The sequence below is a fragment of the Streptomyces sp. Y309 genome (genome assembly GCF_056712025.1).
In genome coordinates this window covers 5,126,891-5,149,093 of record NZ_CM160048.1, presented here as the reverse complement: position 1 = coordinate 5,149,093, position 22,203 = coordinate 5,126,891, and the positions used below count along the sequence as shown (strand labels likewise).

The 22,203-nt window shown below is 72.4% G+C and carries 19 protein-coding genes; 5 read left to right on the top strand and 14 right to left on the bottom strand.

Annotated elements, in window-relative coordinates:
* The first annotated feature begins 8 nt into the window (after positions 1 to 8).
* A complete protein-coding gene (locus tag AC0KTA_RS20990; protein WP_481049748.1) occupies positions 9 to 1,091 on the top strand; it encodes a citrate synthase 2 in 1,083 nt (360 codons plus the stop codon).
* A 373-nt stretch (positions 1,092 to 1,464) separates the two neighbouring features.
* Here the strand turns inward: AC0KTA_RS20990 and AC0KTA_RS20985 are convergent, their stop codons facing one another.
* From AC0KTA_RS20985 to AC0KTA_RS20955, 7 genes are read right to left on the bottom strand one after another with little or no spacing between them, the layout of a single operon-like run.
* On the bottom strand, positions 1,465 to 2,073 hold the full coding sequence (locus AC0KTA_RS20985) for a TetR/AcrR family transcriptional regulator (protein WP_481049747.1): 609 nt from the start codon (positions 2,071 to 2,073) through the stop codon (positions 1,465 to 1,467).
* A complete protein-coding gene (locus AC0KTA_RS20980; protein WP_481049746.1) occupies positions 2,061 to 2,822 on the bottom strand; it encodes an enoyl-CoA hydratase family protein in 762 nt (253 codons plus the stop codon). Before AC0KTA_RS20980 ends, AC0KTA_RS20985 begins: the two co-directional genes overlap by 13 nt.
* Before the next feature lie 25 nt (positions 2,823 to 2,847).
* The gene (locus tag AC0KTA_RS20975; RefSeq protein ID WP_481049745.1) at positions 2,848 to 4,011 is read right to left on the bottom strand and encodes an acyl-CoA dehydrogenase family protein; all 1,164 of its coding nucleotides are present in this window, start codon (positions 4,009 to 4,011) and stop codon (positions 2,848 to 2,850) included.
* Positions 4,008 to 5,939: an acetyl/propionyl/methylcrotonyl-CoA carboxylase subunit alpha gene (locus AC0KTA_RS20970; RefSeq protein ID WP_481056508.1), complete on the bottom strand. Its 1,932-nt coding sequence runs from the start codon at positions 5,937 to 5,939 to the stop codon at positions 4,008 to 4,010. Before AC0KTA_RS20970 ends, AC0KTA_RS20975 begins: the two co-directional genes overlap by 4 nt.
* A 39-nt stretch (positions 5,940 to 5,978) precedes the next feature.
* Entirely contained in the window at positions 5,979 to 7,580 is a 1,602-nt protein-coding gene (locus AC0KTA_RS20965; RefSeq protein WP_481049744.1) for an acyl-CoA carboxylase subunit beta, read from the bottom strand.
* Positions 7,581 to 7,596: 16 nt separating this feature from the next.
* Positions 7,597 to 9,321, bottom strand: coding sequence for an acyclic terpene utilization AtuA family protein (locus AC0KTA_RS20960; protein ID WP_481049743.1), 1,725 nt, complete (start codon positions 9,319 to 9,321; stop codon positions 7,597 to 7,599).
* Positions 9,318 to 10,151 carry a TIGR03084 family metal-binding protein gene (locus AC0KTA_RS20955; protein WP_481049742.1) on the bottom strand — a complete coding sequence of 278 codons (834 nt, stop codon included), beginning with the start codon at positions 10,149 to 10,151 and terminating at the stop codon, positions 9,318 to 9,320. Before AC0KTA_RS20955 ends, AC0KTA_RS20960 begins: the two co-directional genes overlap by 4 nt.
* A 230-nt stretch (positions 10,152 to 10,381) precedes the next feature.
* Between AC0KTA_RS20955 and AC0KTA_RS20950 the strand changes: the two genes are divergently transcribed.
* Entirely contained in the window at positions 10,382 to 11,179 is a 798-nt protein-coding gene (locus tag AC0KTA_RS20950; protein WP_481049741.1) for an ArsR/SmtB family transcription factor, read from the top strand.
* Here AC0KTA_RS20950 and tgmC read toward each other — a convergent pair.
* The 6 genes from tgmC to AC0KTA_RS20920 form a co-directional block, all read right to left on the bottom strand.
* Positions 11,127 to 12,326, bottom strand: coding sequence for an ATP-grasp peptide maturase system methyltransferase (gene tgmC, locus AC0KTA_RS20945; RefSeq protein ID WP_481049740.1), 1,200 nt, complete (start codon positions 12,324 to 12,326; stop codon positions 11,127 to 11,129). The genes AC0KTA_RS20950 and tgmC overlap by 53 nt on opposite strands.
* Positions 12,323 to 13,276, bottom strand: coding sequence for an ATP-grasp ribosomal peptide maturase (tgmB, locus tag AC0KTA_RS20940; protein WP_481049739.1), 954 nt, complete (start codon positions 13,274 to 13,276; stop codon positions 12,323 to 12,325). The genes tgmC and tgmB overlap by 4 nt, the downstream gene beginning before the upstream one ends.
* An 11-nt stretch (positions 13,277 to 13,287) precedes the next feature.
* Positions 13,288 to 13,701: a putative ATP-grasp-modified RiPP gene (gene tgmA, locus AC0KTA_RS20935; protein ID WP_481049738.1), complete on the bottom strand. Its 414-nt coding sequence runs from the start codon at positions 13,699 to 13,701 to the stop codon at positions 13,288 to 13,290.
* Positions 13,698 to 14,162, bottom strand: coding sequence for a hypothetical protein (locus tag AC0KTA_RS20930; protein ID WP_481049737.1), 465 nt, complete (start codon positions 14,160 to 14,162; stop codon positions 13,698 to 13,700). The genes tgmA and AC0KTA_RS20930 overlap by 4 nt, the downstream gene beginning before the upstream one ends.
* Positions 14,159 to 14,662, bottom strand: a complete 504-nt coding sequence (locus AC0KTA_RS20925; RefSeq protein WP_481049736.1) for a hypothetical protein — start codon at positions 14,660 to 14,662, stop codon at positions 14,159 to 14,161. Before AC0KTA_RS20925 ends, AC0KTA_RS20930 begins: the two co-directional genes overlap by 4 nt.
* Positions 14,663 to 14,756: 94 nt before the next feature.
* Positions 14,757 to 15,959, bottom strand: coding sequence for a helix-turn-helix domain-containing protein (locus AC0KTA_RS20920; RefSeq protein ID WP_481049735.1), 1,203 nt, complete (start codon positions 15,957 to 15,959; stop codon positions 14,757 to 14,759).
* Positions 15,960 to 16,129: 170 nt separating this feature from the next.
* Between AC0KTA_RS20920 and AC0KTA_RS20915 the strand changes: the two genes are divergently transcribed.
* Positions 16,130 to 18,961 (top strand): FAD-binding and (Fe-S)-binding domain-containing protein, encoded by a 2,832-nt coding sequence (locus AC0KTA_RS20915; protein WP_481049734.1) that lies wholly within the window; start codon positions 16,130 to 16,132, stop codon positions 18,959 to 18,961.
* 330 nt (positions 18,962 to 19,291) lie between these two features.
* Entirely contained in the window at positions 19,292 to 20,209 is a 918-nt protein-coding gene (locus AC0KTA_RS20910) for an EamA family transporter (RefSeq protein WP_481056507.1), read from the top strand.
* A 51-nt stretch (positions 20,210 to 20,260) separates the two neighbouring features.
* Here AC0KTA_RS20910 and AC0KTA_RS20905 read toward each other — a convergent pair whose 3' ends face one another.
* Positions 20,261 to 20,830 (bottom strand): DinB family protein, encoded by a 570-nt coding sequence (locus AC0KTA_RS20905; RefSeq protein ID WP_481049733.1) that lies wholly within the window; start codon positions 20,828 to 20,830, stop codon positions 20,261 to 20,263.
* A gap of 191 nt (positions 20,831 to 21,021) precedes the next feature.
* Here AC0KTA_RS20905 and serC point away from each other — a divergent pair, with 191 nt between their 5' ends.
* On the top strand, positions 21,022 to 22,140 hold the full coding sequence (gene serC, locus AC0KTA_RS20900) for a phosphoserine transaminase (RefSeq protein ID WP_481049732.1): 1,119 nt from the start codon (positions 21,022 to 21,024) through the stop codon (positions 22,138 to 22,140).
* Positions 22,141 to 22,203: the final 63 nt, after the last annotated feature.

Genomic DNA, 22,203 nt, shown 5'->3' with positions numbered 1-22,203 from the left:
GCCGCCTGATGTCCGACTTCGTACCCGGACTTGAAGGAGTCGTCGCTTTCGAGACGGAGATCGCCGAACCGGACAAGGAAGGCGGTGCCCTGCGCTATCGGGGCGTCGACATCGAGGACCTGGTCGGCCAAGTCTCCTTCGGCAAGGTGTGGGGGCTGCTCGTCGACGGCGCCTTCGATCCCGGCCTGCCGCCCGCCGAGCCGTTCCCGATCCCCGTGCACTCCGGCGACATCCGCGTCGACGTGCAGTCCGCGCTCGCCATGCTCGCCCCCGTGTGGGGCCTGCGCCCGCTCCTCGACATCGACGAGGCCCAGGCCCGCGACGACCTGGCGCGCGCCGCCGTCATGGCGCTTTCGTACGTCGCCCAGTCCGCGCGCGGACAGGGCCTGCCGATGGTTCCGCAGCGCGAGATCGACAAGGCCGAGACCGTTGTCGAGCGGTTCATGCGGCGCTGGCGCGGGGAGCCCGATCCGCGCCATGTGCAGGCCGTCGACGCGTACTGGACGTCGGCCGCCGAGCACGGCATGAACGCCTCCACCTTCACCGCCCGCGTCATCGCCTCCACCGGCGCCGATGTCGCCGCCGCGCTGTCCGGTGCCGTCGGGGCCATGTCCGGGCCGCTGCACGGTGGCGCGCCCTCCCGTGTCCTCGGCATGATCGAGGAGATCGAGCGCACCGGTGACGCCGTCGCGTACGTCAAGCAGGCCCTGGACAAGGGTGAGCGTCTGATGGGCTTCGGGCACCGGGTGTACCGCGCGGAGGATCCGCGTGCCCGTGTTCTGCGGCGTACCGCCCGTGAGCTGGGTGCCCCTCGCTTCGAGGTTGCCGAGGCCCTGGAGAAGGCGGCCCTTGACGAGTTGCACGCCCGTCGGCCGGATCGTGTGCTTGCCACCAACGTGGAGTTCTGGGCGGCGATCGTCCTTGACTTTGCGGAGGTGCCGGCGCACATGTTCACGTCGATGTTCACGTGTGCGCGGACTGCTGGGTGGTCGGCGCACATTCTTGAGCAGAAGCGCACCGGCCGCCTGGTGCGGCCCTCCGCCCGGTATGTGGGGCCCGCGGCGCGGAGCCCTCGGGAGATCTCGGGCTGAGGCGGGGCCCTGCGGGGCTCTCCCCAATCCCACCCCTTCCCGTAACCAGGGGGCTGCCGCCCCCTGGACCCCCGCTGTCGCCGCTCCGCGGCTCGTCCTCAATCGCCGGACGGGCTGGGAGGGGTGGGGGTCGCGGGTGGGTGGGACGGCCCCCGCCGATCGCCGCTTTGCGGCTCGTCCTCAAGCGCCGGGCGGGCTGAAATTCCGCCGCGCGGGCTGAAACCTCACCGGCTGTTCCGGCAGGTAGTAAGGGCGGGCGGGTGGGGAAATAGCCCCTCCGGCGTTTGAGGAGCGGGGGTCCGGGGGCGGAGCCCCCGGTTTCGGGAAGGGGTGCCCGCGCGCGGAGCGCGCTAATGGACGCAGCGGGGAAGGCTCAGCGCAGCGCCTCGTCCACCAGCCGCCCCCACTCCGCCACAACCCGCTTCCGTCGCGCGGCGTCGTCCGTGAGGAGGTTCGCCAGGCCCAGCCCCCGCGCCATGTCCAGGAGCCCCTGGACCGTCTCCCGTACGCCGGGGCGCGACTCGTCCACACCCAGCAGCTCCACCGCAATGCGATGCGTCTCCCGCCCGACACGGGCCTCCAACTCGGCTACCCGGCCGCCCAGTTGCTCCTCGTGGGACGCCGCCACCCACAGATGCAGCGCGGCCCGGAACAAGGGGCCGGTGTAGAGGTCGACGAGCGCGCCGATCACCGCCGCCCGGTCGGCCCCGGCGTCGGCGCCGCCGGGGAACAGCCCGCGCAGCGCGGCCGACCGCTCCTCGGCGACGTACTCCACCGCAGCCGTGAACAGCTCCTCGCGGGTGCGGAAGTGGTGCTGGGCGGCGCCGCGCGACACCCCGGCCCGCTCGGCCACCACGGACACCGTCGATCCGGCCCAGCCGTGCTCGGCGAGGCAGGACACGGCGGCCTCCAGGAGCCGCTGCCGGGTGACGCGGCTGCGGTCCTGCTTGGGCGCGCGGTCGGCCTCGGTCACAGCGCCCATGAACGCTCCCGTCGTTCCAGGAACGCCGCCATCCCCTCCCGCGCCTCGGCCGAGCCGAAGCGGTGCGCCGAGAGGGCGACGAGGGCGTCCGCTTCCTGTTCGAATGCGTCAAGCACCCTAGCCGTGACGAGTCTCTTCGCGTCGGCCAGCGCCCCCGGAGCCGCCTTGCGCAGCCCGTCGAGGATGGGGGCGAGCACCCCGTCGACGTCCTCGGCCTCGGTCGCGTACGCCGTGATCAGGCCGATCCGTGCCGCCTCCGCCGCGTCGAACCGCTCCCCGGTGAGGTAGTAGCGGCCCGCCGCGCGCGGGTCCAGGCGCGGCAGCAGGGTCAGCGAGATCACCGCCGGTACGACACCGATGTGCACCTCGGTCAGCGCGAACGACGCGCCCGTGCCGCCCGCCGCCGCGATGTCGCACGCCGCGAGCAGGCCGAGCCCACCCGCCCGTACGTGCCCCGTCACCCGCGCCACCACCGGCTTGGGCAGCTCCACGACCTGCCGCAGCAGCGCCACGAACGCCCCCGGGTCCGGCGGTTCGCGCAGGTCCGCGCCCGCGCAGAACGTCGTGCCGGTGTGGGTGAGGACGAGGGCTCGTACGGAGTTGTCCTTGCGCACATCCTCCAGCGCGGACGCCAGTTCGCCGACCAGCGCCGCCGAGAGTGCGTTGCGGTTGGCGGGCGAGTCGAGGGTGAGGGTGACGATGCCCCGGTCCGGCGCCGCGACCAGGACAGGACCTGTCCGGGTTGCCATCAGAACTCCCTGGCCATCAGAACTCCTAGTACGACTTGGGCAGGCCCAGGCTCTGGTGGGACACGTAGTTCAGGATCATCTCCCGGCTCACCGGCGCGATCCGCGCCACCCGGGACGCCACGATCAGCGAGGCGAGCCCGAACTCCTTGGTCAGGCCGTTCCCGCCGAGGGTGTGCACCGCCTGGTCCACGGCCTTCACGCACGCGTCGGCCGCCGCGAACTTCGCCATGTTCGCGGCCTCGCCCGCGCCCATGTCGTCGCCGTCGTCGTACAGCCGGGCCGCCTTCTGCATCATCAGGCGGGCCAGCTCGATCTCGATGTGCGACTGGGCGAGGGGGTGGGCCAGGGCCTGGTGGGCTCCGATGGGCTGCTGCCACACGGTGCGTTCCTTCGCGTACTCCACCGCCCGCGACAGCGCGTACCGCGCCATGCCCAGCGAGAACGCCGCCGTCATGATGCGCTCGGGGTTGAGCCCCGCGAAGAGCTGGAGCAGGCCGGCGTCCTCGTCGCCGACGAGCGCGTCCGCGGGCAGCCGCACGTCGTCGAGGACCAGCTCGAACTGCTTCTCCGGGGCCTGGAGTTCCATGTCGATGCGGTGGCGTGTGAAGCCGGCCGCGTCGCGCGGGACGATGAACAGGCAGGGTTTGAGCTTGCCGGTGCGGGCGTCCTCGGTGCGGCCGACGACGAGGGTCGCGTCGGCGATGTCCACGCCGGAGATGAAGACTTTGCGGCCGGTCAGGATCCAGTCGTCGCCGTCCCTGCGGGCGGTGGTGGTGATGCGGTGCGAGTTGGAGCCCGCGTCGGGCTCGGTGATGCCGAACGCCATCGTGCGGGTGCCGTCGGCCAGGCCCGGCAGCCACTCCCGCTTCTGCGCCCCGGTGCCGAAGCGCGCGATCACCGTGCCGCAGATCGCCGGGGACACCACCAGCATGAGGAGAGGGCTGCCCGCCGCGCCCAACTCCTCCAGGACGATGGAGAGTTCCGCGATGCCGCCGCCCCCGCCGCCGTACTCCTCGGGCAGGCTCACGCCCAGATAGCCCAGCTTGGCGGCGTCCGCCCACAGTTCGTCAGGGTGGCCCTCGCTCTGGACGACGCGGGTCATGTAGGTGCGGCCGTAGCGCTTGCCGAGGGCGGCGACGGCCGCGCGCAGGGCCTTGTGTTCCTCGGTTTCGAGCACGGGAGCCTTCACAGTCGATCCTCCTGTACGTCTTCTTTGACCACGGAGAGCTGTACGTCTTCCTGGACCACCGCGAGCAGTGCGCCCACCTCGACCTGCCGGCCCGGTTCCGCGTGCAGCGCCGTGAGCACTCCGGAGGCGGGAGCCACGACGCGGTGCTCCATCTTCATCGCCTCCAGCCAGACGACCGGCTGCCCGGCCTCGACCCGCGCGCCCTCCGCCAGGCCGTCCGCCACCCGCAGCACCGTCCCCGGCATCGGCGCGAGCAGCGAGCCCGGCTCCTGCCGCAGGGCGGGCTCGGGCAGCAGCGGCAGCGCGGTGAGGGCCACGTTCCCGACGTACACGCGGTCTTCGCCGTTGGCCGAGGGACCGTACCGGGCCACCGTGAATTCCCGTCGTACGCCGTCCACTTCGAGTACGACGAGGTCGCGCGCGGCACGCACGACCCGGACGCCGGCCGCCGTCAGGCCGTCACGACGGTGCTCGTACCGGACCTCGTGCTCGACGCCGTCCGCTTCGGTCCGGTACCGCTTGACCTGCGGCTGGGAGGGCAGGTTGCGCCAGCCGCCGAAGCGGGAGCGGCCGCAGGCGTCGGCGAGCGCGGCGGCCAGCGGGGCGTGGCGGGCCGCCGGGCCGGGGTCGGCCGCCGTCAGCTCGGGGAGGTGGCGGTCGTAGAACGACGTGTCCATGCGGGCCGCCGTGAACTCCGGGTGCCGCAGGGAGCGTACGAGCAGCTCCCGGTTGGTGACCGGGCCGTGCACCACGGTCCGCTCCAGGGCGCCCGCGAGCCTGCGGAGGGCCTCGGCCCGGGTGGGCGCGTGGGCGACGACCTTCGCCAGCATCGCGTCGTAGTGCACGCCGACGGCGTCGCCGTCCGCGTACCCGGTGTCCAGGCGCACCCCGTCCGGCACGGACAGGCGGTGCAGGGTGCCGGTCTGCGGGGCCCAGCCGGCCGCCGGGTCCTCGGCGTACAGGCGGGCCTCGACGGCGTGCCCGCGCGCGGGCGGCGGCTCGGGGCCGTCCAGCGGCTCGCCCTCCGCGATCCGGATTTGCAGGGCGACCAGGTCGAGGCCGAACACGGCCTCCGTTACGGGGTGTTCGACCTGGAGGCGGGTGTTCATCTCCAGGAAGTGCGGGGTGCCGTCGGGGGCGACGAGGAACTCCACGGTGCCCGCGCCCCGGTAGTCGGTGGCGCGGGCGGCGCGCGCAGACAATTCATCAAGCCTGCGCACGAGTTCGTCGGCGAGGCCGGGCGCCGGGGACTCCTCGACGACCTTCTGGTGGCGGCGCTGGAGCGTGCAGTCGCGCGTCCCGAGCGGCCACACCGTCCCGTGCGCGTCCGCGAGGACCTGCACCTCGATGTGCCGCCCGCCCTCGACGTACGGCTCGACGAACACCTCACCGTCACCGAAGGCACTGACCGCCTCGGCCCGCGCGGCCTCCAACTCGCCCTTCAGCGTGGCGAGTTCCCGTACGACTCGCATCCCGCGCCCGCCGCCACCGGCCGCCGCCTTCACGAGCACCGGGAGGTCGGCCTCGGTGACCGCGTCGGCGGCGAGCGGTGCGAGGCCCATCAGCTCCTTCGCGCGCGTCTTGGACGCCATCGCCTCGATGGCCTCCGGAGGCGGCCCGATCCACACCAGGCCCGCGTCGGTGACGGCCCGCGCGAACTCGGCGTTCTCGGAGAGGAACCCGTAGCCGGGATGGACGGCGTCGGCGCCCGCCGCCTGCGCGGCCTTCACGATCAGCTCGCCGCGCAGATACGTCTCGGACGGCGCCGCCCCCGGAAGGCGTACGGCCTCATCGGCCTCGCGTACGTGCAGGGCGTCCGCGTCGGCGTCGGAGTGCACGGCGACGGTGGCGATGCCCAGCTCACGGCACGTACGGAAGACGCGGCAGGCGATCTCGCCCCGGTTCGCGACCAACAGCTTGGAGATCACGGGTGATTCGGAAACCATGAGTGATTCAGTCACCTTGCCTCACATCCTGAAGACGCCGAAGCCGCCGCGCGCGCCCTCGACCGGGGCCGTGTGGATCGCCGACAGGCAGATGCCGAGGACGGTGCGGGTGTCACGCGGGTCGATGACCCCGTCGTCGTAAAGGCGCCCCGAGAGGAACATCGGCAGCGACTCGGACTCGATCTGCTGCTCCACCATCGCGCGCAGCGCCGCGTCGGCGTCCTCGTCGTACGGCTTGCCCTTCGCGGCCGCCGACTGCCGGGCGACGATCGACAGGACGCCCGCGAGCTGCTGCGGCCCCATCACCGCCGACTTGGCGCTGGGCCAGGCGAACAGGAAGCGGGGGTCGTAGGCGCGCCCGCACATGCCGTAGTGCCCGGCGCCGTAGGAAGCGCCCATCAGGACGGAGAGATGCGGCACTCGGCTGTTGGACACCGCGTTGATCATCATGGCGCCGTGCTTGATGATGCCGCCCTGCTCGTACTCCTTGCCGACCATGTAGCCGGTGGTGTTGTGCAGGAAGAGGAGCGGGATGTCGCGCTGGTTGGCGAGCTGGATGAACTGGGCGGCCTTCTGCGACTCCTCGGAGAACAGCACGCCCTGCGCGTTGGCGAGGATGCCGAGGGGGTAGCCGTGCAGGCTCGCCCAGCCGGTGACCAGGCTGCTGCCGTAGAGCGGCTTGAACTCGTCGAAGTCGGAGCCGTCGACGAGGCGCGCGATGGCCTCGCGCGGGTCGAAGGGGGTGCGCAGGTCGCCGGGGACGACGCCGAGAAGTTCGTCGGCGTCGTACTTGGGGGGCTCCGCGGGCGTGGCCGGATCGGCGTGCGCCTTGCGCCAGTTGAGGCGGGCGACGACGCGGCGGGTCTGGCGGAGGGCGTCGTGTTCGTCCTGGGCGAGGTGGTCGGCGAGGCCAGAGGTGCGGGCGTGCATCTCGGCGCCACCCAGCGACTCGTCGTCGCTCTCTTCGCCGGTCGCCATCTTCACCAGCGGCGGCCCGCCGAGGAACACCTTCGCACGCTCCTTGACCATGATCACGTGGTCGCACATGCCGGGCACGTAGGCGCCGCCCGCCGTGGAGTTCCCGAAGACGACGGCGATGGTCGGTATCCCAGCCGCCGAGGACTGCGTGAGGTGCTTGAACAGGGCGCCGCCCGGGATGAAGATCTCCTTCTGGGAGGGCAGATCGGCACCCCCGGACTCGACGAGATGGATGGACGGCAGCCGGTTGGCATGCCCGATCTCGTGCGCGCGAAATGCCTTCTTCAGCGTCCAGGGATTGCTGGCACCGCCGCGTACCGTCGGGTCATTGGCCGTGATCAGGCACTCCACGCCTTCGACGACGCCGATGCCCGTCACCATGGAGGCCCCGACCGCATAGTCGCTCCCCCAGGCGGCCAGCGGGGACAGCTCCAGGAACGGCGTGTCGGGGTCGAGCAGCAGCTCGATCCGCTCCCGGGCGAGCAACTTCCCCCGGTCGCGGTGCCGTTGGACGTACTTCTCGCCGCCGCCCTCCAGCGCCTTGGCCTGCTCGGCGTCGAGCTCGGCGAGCTTGGTGAGCATGGCCTCGCGGTGGGCGGTGTACTCGGGGCTCGCGGGGTCGAGCGCGGACGCGAGCACGGTCACGGTTGCACCTCCACGGTCACAGCAATACCTCCGGTATGTCGACGTGGCGGGCGCGCAGCCACTCGCCGAGGGCCTTGGCCTGCGGGTCGAAGCGGGCCTGCGAGGCGACGCCCGCGCCGAGGATGCCCTCGACGACGAAGTTGAGGGCACGCAGATTGGGCAGGACGTGTCGCCGCACGGCCAAGTCCGCCGTCTCTGGAAGGAGTTCACGGAACAGCTCGACGGTGAGGGTGTGGGCGAGCCACCGCCACGCCTCGTCCGTGCGCACCCACACCCCGACGTTCGCGTCCCCGCCCTTGTCGCCGCTGCGGGCTCCGGCGACGAGGCCGAGAGGGGCGCGGCGGGTCCGGTCGTGTTCGTACGCCAAGGGCTCGGGCAGCGGCGGCGGTTGGACGTCGGCCAGCTCCCGCGTGTCGCTCGGCGCCGGGATGTGCACGCGGCGCCCGCCCTCCGCCAGGACCGCCACGTGGTCGACGGAGGTCGCGTCGACGTACACGGCCTCGAAGACGCCGTACGGAGTCCCCTTGCCGGGCGGGGCCGTGACGTGGAACCCGGGGTAGCTGCCGAGCGCGAGCTCGATCGCGGCTCCGGTGACGGCCCGGCCGACGACGTCCGCGTCCGGGTCGCGCACGACGAGCCGCAGCAGGGCGCTGGCGGTCTCCTCGGTGGGTGCGTCGGGGTGATCGGTGCGGGCGAGCTCCCAATGCACGTAACCAGGACAGGAATTGACCTGATCGAACGCGTCCTCGATCTGGGCACGGACGAGATCGGCCTTCGCCTCGATGCCGAGTCCCGTGAGGACGAACACGACTTCGTTGCGGTGCCCGCCGAGGCGGGTGAGTCCGGCCTTGAGGGTGGGCGGCGGTGCCTCACCGCGTACGCCGTCGACGCGGACGCGGTCGGGGCCCTCCTGGCTGAGGCGGACGGTGTCGAGGCGGGCGGTGACGTCGGGCCCGGCGTAGCGGGCGCCGGAGGTCTCGTACAGAAGCTGGGCGGTGACGGTGCCGACGTCGACGACGCCGCCGGTGCCGGGGTGCTTGGTGATGACGGAAGAGCCGTCGGCATGGATCTCGGCGAGGGGAAAGCCGGGCCGGACCAGAGCAGCGGGGTCGAACTCGTCGAAGAAGGCATAGTTGCCGCCGGTGGCCTGGGTGCCGCATTCCAGGACGTGCCCGGCGACGACGGCGCCCGCGAGCCGGTCGTGGTCGCCGGGCCCCCAGCCGAAGTGGGCGGCGGCGGGGCCGGTGACGAGGGCGGCGTCGGTGACGCGCCCGGTGACGACGAGGTCGGCGCCCGCGCGCAGGGCTGCCGCGATGCCGAAGCCGCCGAGGTAGGCGTGGGCGGTGAGGGCGTCGGGGTGGCGGGGTCCGAGGTCGTCGCCTTCGACGTGGGCGACGCGTACGTCGAGGCCGAGGCGGTCGGCCAACTCCCGCAGCGCGCTAGCCAATCCCGCCGGATTGAGGCCGCCCGCGTTGGTGACGACGCGGACGCCGCGGGCGGTCGCCTCACCGAGACACTCCTCCATCTGCTTGAGGAACGTCTTCGCGTAGCCGCCGCGGGCCGGGTCCTTGAGGCGGTCGCGGCCGAGGATGAGCATGGTCAGCTCGGCGAGGTAGTCGCCGGTGAGGACGTCCAGGGGGCCGCCGGTGAGCATTTCTTGTACGGCGGTGTGGCGGTCGCCGTAGAAGCCGCTGGAGTTACCGATGCGGAGGGTTCTTTGGGCGGAGGTCCGCTCGCTCACGCCCCCGCCCCCTTGGCCTCCCCGGCCGGTTTCCTCCCGTCGCCGGGCGGCCCGGCGAAGGCCTGGGCGATGTCGAGCCACTGGTCGGCGTCGGGCCCTTCGGCGCGCAGGGCGAGGTCGTCGCGGTGTGCACGGCGGGTGGCGAGGAGGCAGAAGTCGAGGGCGGGCCCGGTGACGCGCTGGGCCGCGTCATCAGGCCCGTACACCCACAAGTCACCACTCGGGGCGAGGAGTTCGACGCGGAAGTCCTCGGCGGGCGGGGTGCGGCCTCGTACGCCGTACGCGTAGTCGCGGGCGCGGACGCCGATGCGGGCGACGTGGCGGAGCCGGTCGGTGGGTTCGCGGTGGACGCCGAGGGCGTCGGCGACGTCCTGGGCGTGGGCCCAGGTCTCCATGAGGCGGGCGGTCGCGACGGAGGCGGCGGACATGGGCGGCCCGTACCAGGGGAAGCGGGCGCCGGCGGGGGCTTCCCGGAGCACGCGCTGGAGTTCGTCGCGCTCGTCCCGCCAGCGGGCGAGCAGCTCGGCGGGCGGCAACGCGGCGCCTTCGCGGGCGCCGTCGTCGACGAAGGTGTCCGGCGACTTCAGCGCGACGGCGGCATGCGCGGTGAACGCGTCGGGGTCGGTGGCGGCGAGGAGGGCGGCCTGGTCGGTCCAGGCGAGGTGGGCGATCTGGTGGGCGATGGTCCAGCCGGGGGCGGGGGTGGGCCGGGCCCACCCTTCACTGTCCAACTCGCCGACCATACGGTCGAGTTCGGCGCTCTCGTCGCGCAGGTCGCCGAGCACGGCGGCGGTGGCGGCGGCGCCGGAAGCTTTGGGCACGTCGGGCACGGAGCGCTCCCCTCGGGGGACGGCGGCGGTGTGCCCTGGAGCATGGCAGCGGGAGCAGAAACAAGCAAGCGTGCTTGGTTATTTTTTGGCGGCGGCATCCCGATTTCCAGCCACAGCGCTCCGCCACCCTCCCCGGTGGCTCCACCACCCCTCCCGGGTTGACATGCAGCCACACGGCTGCCCATCCTAAAAGAGCAGCTGTTTAGCTGCATGACCGAGGGTGACAATCAATGGACATGGTGTTCAAGGCGCTGGCCGACCCCAGCCGTCGGCGGCTGCTGGACCGCCTCAGGGACCGCAACGGGCAGACCCTGCGCGAGCTGTGCGCGGACCTCGGGATGGCCCGGCAGTCGGTCAGCAAGCACCTGGCCGTGCTGGAGGCCGCCGAACTGGTGACCACGGTGAGGCAGGGGCGGGAGAAGCTGCATTACCTGAACGCCGCCCCGATCAACGCCCTCGCGGAGCGCTGGATCAGCCGGTTCGACCGGGAGCGGGTGAACGCCCTCGCGGACCTGAAGAGAGCATTGGAGCAACCTCCCATGGACAGCAAGACGTTCGTGTACACGACGTACATCCGCACCACCCCCGAGCGGCTCTGGCAGGCCCTGACCGACCCGGCGTTCACCGACCGCTACTGGGGCGTGCGCTTCACGACCGACTGGGCCGAGGGTTCACCTCTCGCGTGGACGCAGGGCGGAATCGAGATCTCCGACCCCGAGCAAGTCGTCCTCGCCTACGAGCCCCACCGCCGCCTGGCCTACACCTGGCACACCTTCACCCCGCAATGGGCCGAGGCGGTCGGCATCAGCGAGGAGCTGCGCGGCCGGCTCGCGGCCGAGCGCCGCTCGCGGGTCACCTTCGACCTCGACCCCCAGGGCGGCGACCAGGTCAAGCTCACCGTCACGCACGAGTTCGACCCCGACGGCACCCTGCACTCCATGTGCAGCCAGGGCTGGCCGCCCATCCTGTCCAGCCTCAAGAGCCTCCTGGAAACCGGCGAACCGCTCCCGGACTCCGACGAAGGCTGACCGCTGCCTGCGTGGGCGGGTGGTGCTCCGGCCACGTGAGGTGTTGTCCGTCGGGGCCGACATGCAGGCTCATGCGATCGGCCGACGGACGCCCACAGGCCTGCCACTGCGAGATGCGTTCCGTGATTCGGTCCCACAGGCGGACGGAGCCGCCTTGCCGGATCATCCACCGCGCACCCTCCTGGAAGGCGACGGCCCACGCCTCGGCCTCCACATCGATCACGACGTGTTCCGTCCGACCGTTGCGTTCCAAGGTGAGCCGCTGTGCCCGCGGCGCGGCGGACTGCGCGACGAACCGCGCCGTCCAGTCGTCGAGCACGTCCGCACCGAGCCGCGCGGGCACGGCCTCGCCCGCGTTCAAGTTTGGCAACACCCCTAGCGGGGGCGGCAGATGAGGCCTGGCCAGCATGAAGGTGACGCCCCCGCCGAGGACCGGGCCGCTCGCCGTGCCGTCGTCGGCGACCGTGAGCCGTACGAGTTCGGATGCGTGCATCCAGCCGCCGACCGTGACCAGGAGCTGCCCGCCGGGCCGGGTCTGCGCGAGCCACTCGGCCGGCACCGTGTGCACCCCGCAGGTGGCGATCACGCGGTCGTACGGGCCGCCTTCCTCGTGTCCCTCCAGGCCGTCACCGACCACGCGGCCGGGCCAGTACCCCGCCCCGGCGAGCGCGATCCCGGCGCGGGCGGACACCTCCGCGTCGACCTCGACCGTCGTCACGTTGTCCTCGCCGACGACGTGGCAGAGCAACGCGGTCGAGTAACCCGTGCCCGTACCGATCTCCAGGACCCGTGCGCCCTTGCCGACGCGCAGGTCTTCGAGCATCCGCACCACGAGGCTCGGCAAGGTGGACGACGACGAGGGAGCGGCGGCGATGCGGCCCTCGACTTGGTCGGGGAAGACAGCTCCGGCCACCTGGGTCACAAGGGTGTCGTCCTCGTAGACACGAGCGAGCCGGGCCTCGGAACTCCCTGCTGCGGGCCGGTACCAGCCGTCCCCGTCGTACTCGAACCAGCCGTGGGAGAGGAACGCCTCACGGGGAACGGTCAGGACGGCCGCCTCCCATCGCGGGCTGCGCAGAGTGCCGGTCTCGGACAAGCGCCGGGCGAGGTCCGCACGCAGGTGTGCCGAGGGCAGGGGGTCGGTCACGAGCTGGCTCCGTTCTCCAACAGGTCGGCGATGGCGCACGTGATCGGCAGCCCGGCCGCCTCCTCCAGCCAGGCCCACTGCCCGTTCGGGTTCACTTCGAGGAACCACCATGCTCCGTCGGCGGTCACGGCGAAGTCGAAGGCGCCGAAGGCCAGCCCGAATCGGGCGAGGAACAAGCCGACAGCCTCGCGTATCCCGTCCGGGCACGTGACCGACTCGTAGGCGAGATCCTGATACGCGGCGCGCCAGTCGATGACGCCGGGCGGCGCGGTGATCCGCGCGCTGAGCACCTGCTCGCCCACCACAACCGCGCGCACGTCCGCCACCTTGGGCACCCGGGCCTGGAACAGGTGAGCACTGTGGCCGACCGAGTCGTCGAGGTCGCCCGGCTCGACCGGGGCCGCCCAGATTCCGGCGGGCTCGCCCCCCACCTCGTACGCACCGGCGTGCAACGGCTTGTAGACCGTGGGCTGTTCGGCACAGAACTCCTTGGCCTTCACCGGGTCGTTCGTGATCAGCGTGTCCGGAACCTTGAGCCCTTCGCGGACGGCCGCATCAAGCTGCGCGGGCTTGTACTCCGCTCGCGCGATGGCCTGCGGGTGGCTCAAGTAGAGGCACTCCGGCAGCGCACCCAGTACGCCGCCCAGCCCTCGTCGGCTCTCCTGGGCGACGAACCGAGCTGCCTGCTGCCCGCAATGGGTCGGGTAGGGGCTCGGGCGCCGGTGGTACAGCGCCCGCACCGCAGGCAGTTCGGCCGTGCGCTCCCCGACCGTGAGCCCTCCCTCCCAACCGGCGGACCCCAGGCGGGCCGTGAGCACCGCTCGGGCAGGGAAGTCCTGCGCCGGGTCGACCCGGAGGACCGGCACACGGCGCCGGTTCAGCTCGGCGATGACCAGATCGGCGGTCGCGTCCTCGGCTTGCGTGGAGACCAGCACCGGGCGGTCGTCCATGACGCCGCTCCTCAGTCCTGCTCGGCATCGTGGCCGGTGTCCGCGTCCACCTTGCCGTCCTTGCCGACCTGCGTGGGCGGGTACGTGCCGACGCTCGTACCGTGCTTGCCGAGTTCGGCGGGCAGTGCCTTCCCGCCCTCGCCGATCCAGCGGCCGGTCTGCGTCGCCGCGTCCAGGCCCGCGTACCGCCATGGCGAGGGTGAGCCGTTGCGCAGCGGAGCCATTCGGCGCAGGGCCCACGGGGCGGGCGCCGTCCGTGCTGCTTCGCTTTCGGCCTCGCGCCACGTCCGGCGCAGGCGGGTGCCCTCGGCGCACTGGATCGTGATGTGGTCCTGCGGGCAGTGGCGAAGGTGCTGCATGTAGGCGGCGAAGAGGCGGGACGCCTCGTCGTCGGGCAGGGGCGAGGTGGGGTGGGGCAGGCTCATGGTTCAACCCTCCTCAGGGCGTCCGCGGTCGAGAGCAGGGCGCGCAAGTGTGCCGGGTCGCAGAGGTTGCCGGGGTGCTGGGGTGGGACCACCCAGGCCGCGAGCAGTGAGAGGAAGCCGGGGCGGGGTACGCCGAGGTAGGTGTCGGTGCCGAGGCGTTCCTCGTCGCCCTGCCAGTCGGCGGACGGGGCGACCAGCACGTAGTACGGCCGGTCGCCGCTGCGGGTGTCCCGGATGACCGGGCCGTGCAGCCAATCGGCCAGGGCGGCGGCCACTGTTCGGGATTCGTCGCTGCCCACGGCGGCGTGGACGCGGTCGGCGGGGACGCGTACGGCGTCGAAGCGGTGGCCGAGTGGGAGCAGGGCGATGCCGTGGTGCGACCACTCCGCGCGGGCTTGGGCGGGGACGGGGTGGGCGTGCGCCAGCCAGTCGGAGATCGCTCTGTTCTCGTGGAGGTTCACGATGCATCCCTGCCCGTCATCGCGCCGCCCAGCCCGCCGTGCGCCGGCTCCTTGACGTGCAGGAAACCCCCCGCCTTCTCGATCTCGCGCGCCACCTCGTCGTACTCCTGGGCGACCGGCGAGATCATCGAGCGCCATGCCGTGAGTACGGCTCCCGCCGCGCGGGAGTTGATGCGCTCGATGGCTTGCGCCAGTCCCTCACGCCCATACGGTGGCAGCAGCCCGGCGTACTCCTCGATCACGTCCGTGATCTCCCACCCGAACGCCTCGGCGTACTCGGTGCACTCCTTGCGAGGCGTCACGATGTCCGTGTTCGCGGCACCGCACAGGTAGATCACACAGCGGAAGCGACCTATCCTCGCGGCCCGAGCCGGTACGCCGGCCTCGCCCGGTGCGACGCCCGCCGCCGCGTCGGCCAGTGCCCGGCGCCGCCGCACGTCACCCTCGGTCCGGCGGGTCCCTGCCCGCTCCTGCCTCTGTTCGCTGTCGAAACCGACCATGCGGCAAGCGTGCCTGCACGATCACGCAGAGTGAAGTGACGAGGCGTACGGCTGGGCGAGGTTGCCCGAGCCCAACTCGTACGCTCCGTAGGGCCTATGCGATCAGCGGTACGCCGATCAGGTCGCTGATGCGGCGCACACGTGCCGTGGAGACCTTCGCGAGGCGCTTCCCGATGACGCCGGGCAGCGCCTGGTGCCTGACCCACTCCGGGGCATCGAGGCCCACTTCGATCAGGGTGTCTCCGGCCTGGTCGTGGAGTCCGGCGGAGCACTGCGCGAGGGCGACGTCGAGTTTGTAGCGGTTGCGGGCGAGTTTGGGCATGGAAGCAGGCAGCTGAGTCTGCGCGGCCAGTTTCAGTGCCTTGCCGTGGTTTCCCAGTGCCACGGCGATGCCCACCGCCTCGGTGTTCGCCGCGGTAGGGCCGAAATGCGTGCCGTACATCGCCTCGTCGCGGCCGAGCCGGGCCGCTGCCGCGTGGGCCTGCGACAGGTAGTCGTCCGCGGACGCGGCGTCTCCCCTGCGCGAGGCAGCTACGGCCGCGGAGATCATCAACCGCCCGTACGCCATCAGTTGGGGGCGGGCCGCCCTGCTGAACGACGGCTCGATCTGCAGGGCTGCCCGTTCCGCGACGGCGACCGCCCGGGGAACCTTCGCGCTCCGCAGGTGAATCCACGACAACGTCGACTCCAGGAGCGCGGCGAGCACAGCGTCACCGGAGTCCTCTGCCAGATGGCGCGCGGAAGTGAGCGCGCTCAAGGCGAGATCCCGCTGCCCGAGCAGGATCGCGGCCGAGGACGCGAACTGGTAAGTGCTCGCCAGGACCGAGCCCAGGCGTACACGTTCACTGCCCGTCGCTTGCCCGTGCCGGACGGTCCCTTCGAGCAGCACCTTGGCGATGAGTTCGCTCAACTCCCCGTACTCACCTCGCCAGTAGGTGACACACACACGATCATGAGCGGTCGTCAGCTCGGTGAGCGTGCTCGGGTCCTCAATGCCGTCCCAGTCACCGAGGGCACTGTCGTGCACGGCATCGGAAAGCCGTCGTACAGCAGTCCTGACATCCCGGCTCATGCCCCGGCGCGGAGCCTGCTGCCCCAGGATCACGGATACGTCCGTGTTCAACGCGTGCGCGAGCCTGAGCAGCGAGCCGACCGACAGCTCACCGCGGTCCTGCTCGGCTTTCTGCACCAACGCGAGGGACAGCCCAGCAGCCTCGGCGAGCCCCTGCTGCGTCAGATCCGAGCCCCGCAGGTGCTTGATCCGCTTGCCGCTCGTCAAGTCGGCCCAGTTGCTCACGGTCACCCCAGTGCGTTCGCTCAGGCTGATGTACTCCGATGGTAAGTCCCGGCTCAGGGTGCCGTCTTCGCCTTCCTCCGCCCCGCCCGGGTCCGCACCCCACGGCCCGGCGAAAGGCGAGCGCGCGTCCCGCAGTGCGTAGGCGTGCGCCGCTGGGCACCCTCTGAGGCATGGCTAACGGAAACAACCTGGAGCAGGCCCTGCGGCAAGCAGTACGCGGGGACGTGGACTTCTCCGTGACCGGGCGAGCCCTGGTCACCATGGACGCGTCCAACTACCGCCGCGTCCCGCGTGCCGTCGTCGCCCCGCGCGACACCGCCGACGTCGCGGCCACCCTCGCCGCGTGCCGCGACCACGGCGTGCCCGTCGTCGCCAGAGGCGCCGGCACCTCCATCGCCGGCCAGGCCACCGGCACCGGCGTCGTCCTCGACTTCACCCGCCACATGGACCGGATCCTCGATCTGGATCCCCAGGGGCGGACGGCCCGCGTGCAACCCGGTGTCGTACTCGACACCCTCAGGGACGCGGCCGCCGCCCACGGACTCACCTTCGGCCCCGACCCCTCCACCCACAGCCGCTGCACCCTCGGCGGCATGATCGGCAACAACTCCTGCGGCTCGCACTCGGTGGCGTGGGGCACGACCGCCGACAACGTCCACGAACTCAAGGTGGTGAGCGGGGAGGGCGGCACTCCGCGCACGCTCGCCCACGGCAGTTGGGACGGCGCCCCCGCAGGCCTCAAAGCCCTGGTGGAAGGCCACCTGGCCGACCTCCGCACCGGCTTCCCCGACCTCCCCCGCCGCATCTCCGGCTACGCCCTCGACGCCCTCCTCCCCGAACGCGGCCCCGACCTGCCCCGCTTCTTCTGCGGCAGCGAAGGCACCCTCGGCATCCTCACCGAGGCCACCGTCCGTCTCGTCGAGGCGCCGCGCGCGCGGGCGCTCGCCGTCCTCGGGTACGCCGACGAGAGCGCGGCGGCCGAGGCGGCGGCCGGCCTGCTCCCGCACCACCCCCTCACCATCGAGGGCATGGCCGCCGACCTCGTGCGCTACACGCGCGGCCTGCCCAAGGGCGGCGCCTGGCTGTTCGTGGAGACGGGCGGCGACACGACGGAAGAGGCACAGGCGCACGCCACCGCGATCGTGCGCGCCGCGGACTGCGTGGACGCCGTCGTCGTCGGCGACCCGGCACGGCAGCGCGCCCTGTGGCGGGTGCGCGAGGACGCCTCCGGCACAGCAACCCGCATGCCCGACGGCAGCGAGGCCTGGCCCGGCTGGGAGGACTGCGCGGTGCCGCCCGCCCGACTCGGGCCCTACCTGCGGGACTTCCGCGCGCTGCTCGCCGAGCACGGCCTGCGCGGCACTCCGTACGGACACTTCGGCGACGGCTGCATCCACGTACGGATTGATTTCGATCTCCTCACGGATGCGGGCGTGGGCCGATTCCGCCGCTTCTCCGAAGACCTCGCCGACCTCGTCGTCGCGCACGGCGGCTCCCTCTCCGGCGAACACGGCGACGGCCAGGCCCGCGCGGAGCTGCTCCCGAAGATGTACGGCCCCGCGCTCGTCGGCCTCTTCGAGCAGGTCAAGGACCTCTGGGACCCGGCGGGCCTCCTCAACCCCGACATGCTGGTCCGCCCGGCCCCCCTCGACACCAACCTCCGCTTCACACCCCTCCCGCGCGAACCCGTCGACGTCGCCTTCGGCTACCCGCACGACGGCGGCGACTTCTCGGCGGCCGTCCGCAGGTGCGTGGGCGTCGCCAAGTGCCGTACGCCGACGGCCGCTTCGGGCGGCGGCGTCATGTGCCCCTCCTTCCGCGCGACCGGCGAGGAGGAGCACTCCACGCGCGGCCGCGCCCGCCTGCTGCACGAGATGCTGGCGGGCGAGGTGGTCACGGACGGCTGGCGCTCGACGGAGGTACGCGACGCGCTCGACCTGTGCCTGTCCTGCAAGGGCTGCCGCTCCGACTGCCCGGTCGGCGTCGACATGGCCACGTACAAGGCCGAGTTCCTGCACCACCACTACGCCGGGCGGCGCAGGCCCGCCGCGCACTACACGATGGGTGGCCTGCCGCGCTGGCTGCGCGCCGTGGCCGCGACGCGCACGGCCCGGCTCGTCAACCTGCTCGCGTCCGTGGGCCCGCTGGCCGCACTCGCCAAGCGCATCGGCGGCATCGAGCCGCGACGGGCGCTGCCGCGGGTGGCGCCGCGGACGTTTCGGCGGTGGTGGCGGGGGCGCGGCCAGACGCCCGCTCCGGGCGTTGGCCCCGGGCGCCGCACCGTCGTCCTGTGGCCCGACACCTTCACCGACCACCTCTCGCCGTCCGTGGCGCGTGCCGCCGTACGCGTACTCGAAGCCGCGGGCCTGACGGTCGTGCTGCCGCCGGACGGCGTGTGCTGCGGCCTGACGTACGTCTCCACGGGGCAGCTCGACCAGGCCCGTGCCGTGCAGCGCCACACCCTGGAGCTGATGCGTCCGCTCCTGGAGCGCCTGGGCGAGGGCACTCCGCTCGTCGTCCTGGAGCCCAGCTGCGGGGCGGCCCTGAAGACGGACCTGGTGGAACTGGCCGGGTCCGATTCCGCGCACACGCTCGCCGCCTCCGTCCGCACCTTCGCCCAGACCCTGGAGGAGTACGCCCCCGACTGGCGCCCGCCGCGCCTGGCCCGCCCCGTCGTCGGCCAGACCCACTGCCACCAGCACGCCGTCCTCGGCGACGCGGCCGAGCGCAGGCTGCGCGCCGCCGCGGGCCTGGACGGCGACCTGACCGGCGGCTGCTGCGGCCTCGCGGGCAACTTCGGCTTCGAGAAGGGGCATTACGAGGTGTCGGCGGCGTGTGCGGAGGAGCAGCTGCTGCCGTCCGTGCGGCGGGCGCCTGCCGGGGCGGAGGTGCTGGCGGACGGCTTCTCGTGCCGTACGCAGTTGGAGCAGCTGGCGGGGGTGCGGGCGCGGCACCTCGCGGAGGTACTGGCCGAAGGCCTTGACCGGGGAGATGACCGGTGAGATGCCGGTGAGGTGACCGGTGAGATGTACGCCTCGCCACACTCCGCCCTCGTAAGCCGTAAAGGGGTTTCACAACCCTGACGCAGTCCATTACCTTGGACGACGGAGTGCATGAGGTTGGACTGTACGGAAGGTTCGTCGCGGCAGCGACGGCGGGAAAGGCTTGGCGTGAACATCTCGCGTACGGACGGGTCGGCTGCGGTCGAGGGCGGCGGTGCCCCGGCCCCGGGCGCCGTACCGGCAGCGGTGGAGGCCCCGGCGACGGTCGGGCAGCCGGAGGTCGCGGGGGCGGCCGAAGCGGGAGCGGCCGACGCGGCGGCGGCCGACGGTATGGGCGGCAGCCGACGCGCCGCGCTCGCTCCCATCGGCCTGGTCCTCGCGGGCTGCGTCTCCGTGCAGTTCGGCGGGGCGATCGCCGTCAGCCTGATGCCGCGCGCCGGGGCGCTCGGCGTCGTCACCCTCCGCCTCCTCTTCGCCGCGATCGTCCTTCTCGTCATCTGCCGCCCCCGGCTGCGCGGGCACTCGCGCGCCGACTGGGGCACGGTGCTGGCCTTCGGCGCGACGCTCGCCGCGATGAACGGCCTCTTCTACCAGGCGGTCGACCGCATCCCGCTGGGCCCCGCCGTCACCCTCGAAGTCCTCGGCCCGCTGGCCCTCTCGGTCATCGCGTCCCGCCGCGCGGTCAACGTCGTCTGGGCGGGCCTCGCCCTGTGCGGTGTCTTCCTGCTGGGCGGGGGCGGCGGCTTCGGGGCGCTCGACAAGGTCGGGGTGGCGTACGCGCTGGGGGCGGGCGCGATGTGGGCGACGTACATCGTCTTCAGCGCCCGCGCGGGCCGCCGCTTCCCGCAGGCCGACGGCCTGGCCCTGGCCATGGCGGTGGCGGCGATCATCGTCCTGCCCCTGGGCATCATCGAGTCGGGCTCGAAGCTCACGGTCCCCAGCACGCTGGGCCTCGCCGCGGCCGTGGCCGTCATGTCGTCCGTCCTGCCCTACACCCTCGAACTCCTCGCCCTGCGCCGCCTGCCCGCGTCCACGTTCGCGGTCATGATGAGCCTCGAACCGGCCATCGCCGCGATCGCGGGCTTCCTGATCCTCGACCAGGGCCTGGCGCTCGTGGAGGCGGCCGCGATCACCCTGGTCATCGCGGCGAGCATGGGGGCGGTGCGGACTCAGGTGGGACGGGGGAAGGCGAAGGTGCCGCCGGCGGGGGCGGCCGGGCGGGGGAGCCCGGGGGCGTCTTCCGAGTAGCCGGGCACCCCCCCGACCGTCACCGTGGAGCGCCGCCCCCCGCGGCCCGCGTCACTGCCCCACCCGCCCGTCCACGCACTCGCGCAGCAGGTCCGCGTGCCCGCAATGCCGGGCGTACTCCTCGATCCGGTGCACCATCAGCTCCCGCACCGAGGTGCCGTCCTTCCCCCGGCGCTCGCCCAGGTCCGGGTGCCCGGCCAGCGCGGCGTCGGTCTCGGCCTGCTCGCGCTCCAGGTCGGCGTACGCGGCGTCGACGACGGCCTGGTCGGCGAGCGCGCCGTGGAAGTCCGCGTCCCGCTCGCCGTACAGCTTCGGCAGCGGGTCGTCGTCGGTGATCCAGTTGCGCCAGTCCCGCTCCACCTCGGCGAGGTGCCGGACCAGGCCGAGCAGCGACATCGTCGACGGCGGCACCGAACGGCGGGCCAGTTGCTCCGCGTCCAGGCCCTCGCACTTCATCCGCAGGGTCATGCGGTACCCCGACAGGAAGTCGAGGAGCGTCGGCAGCTCACCGTCCGGGGCGGTGCCCTCGCTGTTGCGGGGGTCGTCGTCCGGGTCGGCCCACATGTCGGGGTAGACGGTCGCCTGCGTCCATCGTGCGGGTTGATCGCTCATGCGGGCCATCGTCGTCCGTGGGGGGCCGGGCCCGCCAGTGCTTAATGCCGGACCGCCAGTACTTGAAGGCGTCCGCGCCGCTCAACCCCGGATCAAGTCCGGTCAACCCCGGCTCAAGCCCGGCTCGCGCCCGGGACGGGCCGTCTCGCGGGGTGGAACGGGGCCGCCGAAGATCTCCCCGAGCGGCTACGCTCCCTTCCGTGGCTGAGATCCAGATTCCCGCTGACATCAAGCCCGCCGACGGCCGTTTCGGCGCGGGCCCCTCCAAGGTGCGGACACAGGCGCTGGACGCCCTGGCCGCCACCGGCACCTCCCTGCTTGGCACGTCCCACCGCCAGGCCCCGGTGAAGAACCTCGTGGGCCGCGTCCGCGAGGGCGTGCGCGACCTGTTCCAGTTCCCCGAGGGCTACGAGGTGGTCCTCGGCAACGGCGGCTCCACCGCGTTCTGGGACATCGCGACGCACGGCCTGATCGAGAACAAGTCCCAGCACCTCTCCTTCGGGGAGTTCAGCTCCAAGTTCGCGAAGGCGGCCAAGCTCGCCCCGTGGCTGGCGGAGCCGACCGTCATCACCTCCGACCCGGGCACGCACCCCGACCCCGAGGCCGAGCAGGGCGTGGACGTGTACGCGTTCACGCACAACGAGACGTCCACCGGCGTGGCCGCCCCCATCGAGCGGGTCGCGGGCGCCGACGACGGCGCCCTGGTCCTCGTGGACGCCACGTCCGGCGCGGGCGGCCTGCCCGTCGACATCGCGCAGAGCGACGTCTACTACTTCGCCCCGCAGAAGTCCTTCGCCTCGGACGGCGGCCTGTGGGTGGCCGCGTTCTCCCCGGCCGCCATCGAGCGCGCCGAGCGCGTGCACGCGAGCGGCCGCCACGTACCGGAGTTCTTCAGCCTGCCCACGGCCATCGACAACTCCCGCAAGAACCAGACGTACAACACCCCCGCGCTCGCCACCCTGTTCCTGCTCGCCGAGCAGCTCGACTGGATCAACGGCCAGGGCGGCCTCGACTGGTCGGTGCGCCGCACCGCGACGTCCGCGCGGACGCTGTACGGCTGGGCGGAGGAGTCCAAGTACGCGACGCCGTTCGTCACGGACCCGGCCAAGCGCTCGCAGGTCATCGGCACCATCGACTTCTCCGACGAGGTCGACGCGGCCGCCGTCGCCAAGGCGCTGCGCGCCAACGGCATCGTGGACACGGAGCCGTACCGCAAGCTGGGCCGCAACCAGCTCCGCGTCGCGATGTTCCCGGCGATCGACCCGGCGGACGTCGAGGCGCTCACGAAGTGCGTCGACTACGTGATCGAGAAGCTGTAGCGGTACGCAACGTACGTACGTGAACAAGAGGGCCTGGTACGCCGCGCGCACCAGGCCCTCTTG

Excerpts from the sequence above, each read along its gene's own strand:
- AC0KTA_RS20990 (WP_481049748.1), top strand. The coding sequence starts at position 9 with ATGTCCGACTTCGTACCCGGACTTGAAGGAGTCGTCGCTTTCGAGACG.
- AC0KTA_RS20985 (WP_481049747.1), bottom strand. The coding sequence starts at position 2,073 with ATGGGCGCTGTGACCGAGGCCGACCGCGCGCCCAAGCAGGACCGCAGC.
- AC0KTA_RS20980 (WP_481049746.1), bottom strand. The coding sequence starts at position 2,822 with ATGGCAACCCGGACAGGTCCTGTCCTGGTCGCGGCGCCGGACCGGGGC.
- AC0KTA_RS20950 (WP_481049741.1), top strand. The coding sequence starts at position 10,382 with ATGGACATGGTGTTCAAGGCGCTGGCCGACCCCAGCCGTCGGCGGCTG.
- tgmB (WP_481049739.1), bottom strand. The coding sequence starts at position 13,276 with ATGGACGACCGCCCGGTGCTGGTCTCCACGCAAGCCGAGGACGCGACC.
- tgmA (WP_481049738.1), bottom strand. The coding sequence starts at position 13,701 with ATGAGCCTGCCCCACCCCACCTCGCCCCTGCCCGACGACGAGGCGTCC.
- AC0KTA_RS20925 (WP_481049736.1), bottom strand. The coding sequence starts at position 14,662 with ATGGTCGGTTTCGACAGCGAACAGAGGCAGGAGCGGGCAGGGACCCGC.
- AC0KTA_RS20915 (WP_481049734.1), top strand. The coding sequence starts at position 16,130 with ATGGCTAACGGAAACAACCTGGAGCAGGCCCTGCGGCAAGCAGTACGC.
- AC0KTA_RS20910 (WP_481056507.1), top strand. The coding sequence starts at position 19,292 with ATGGGCGGCAGCCGACGCGCCGCGCTCGCTCCCATCGGCCTGGTCCTC.
- AC0KTA_RS20905 (WP_481049733.1), bottom strand. The coding sequence starts at position 20,830 with ATGGCCCGCATGAGCGATCAACCCGCACGATGGACGCAGGCGACCGTC.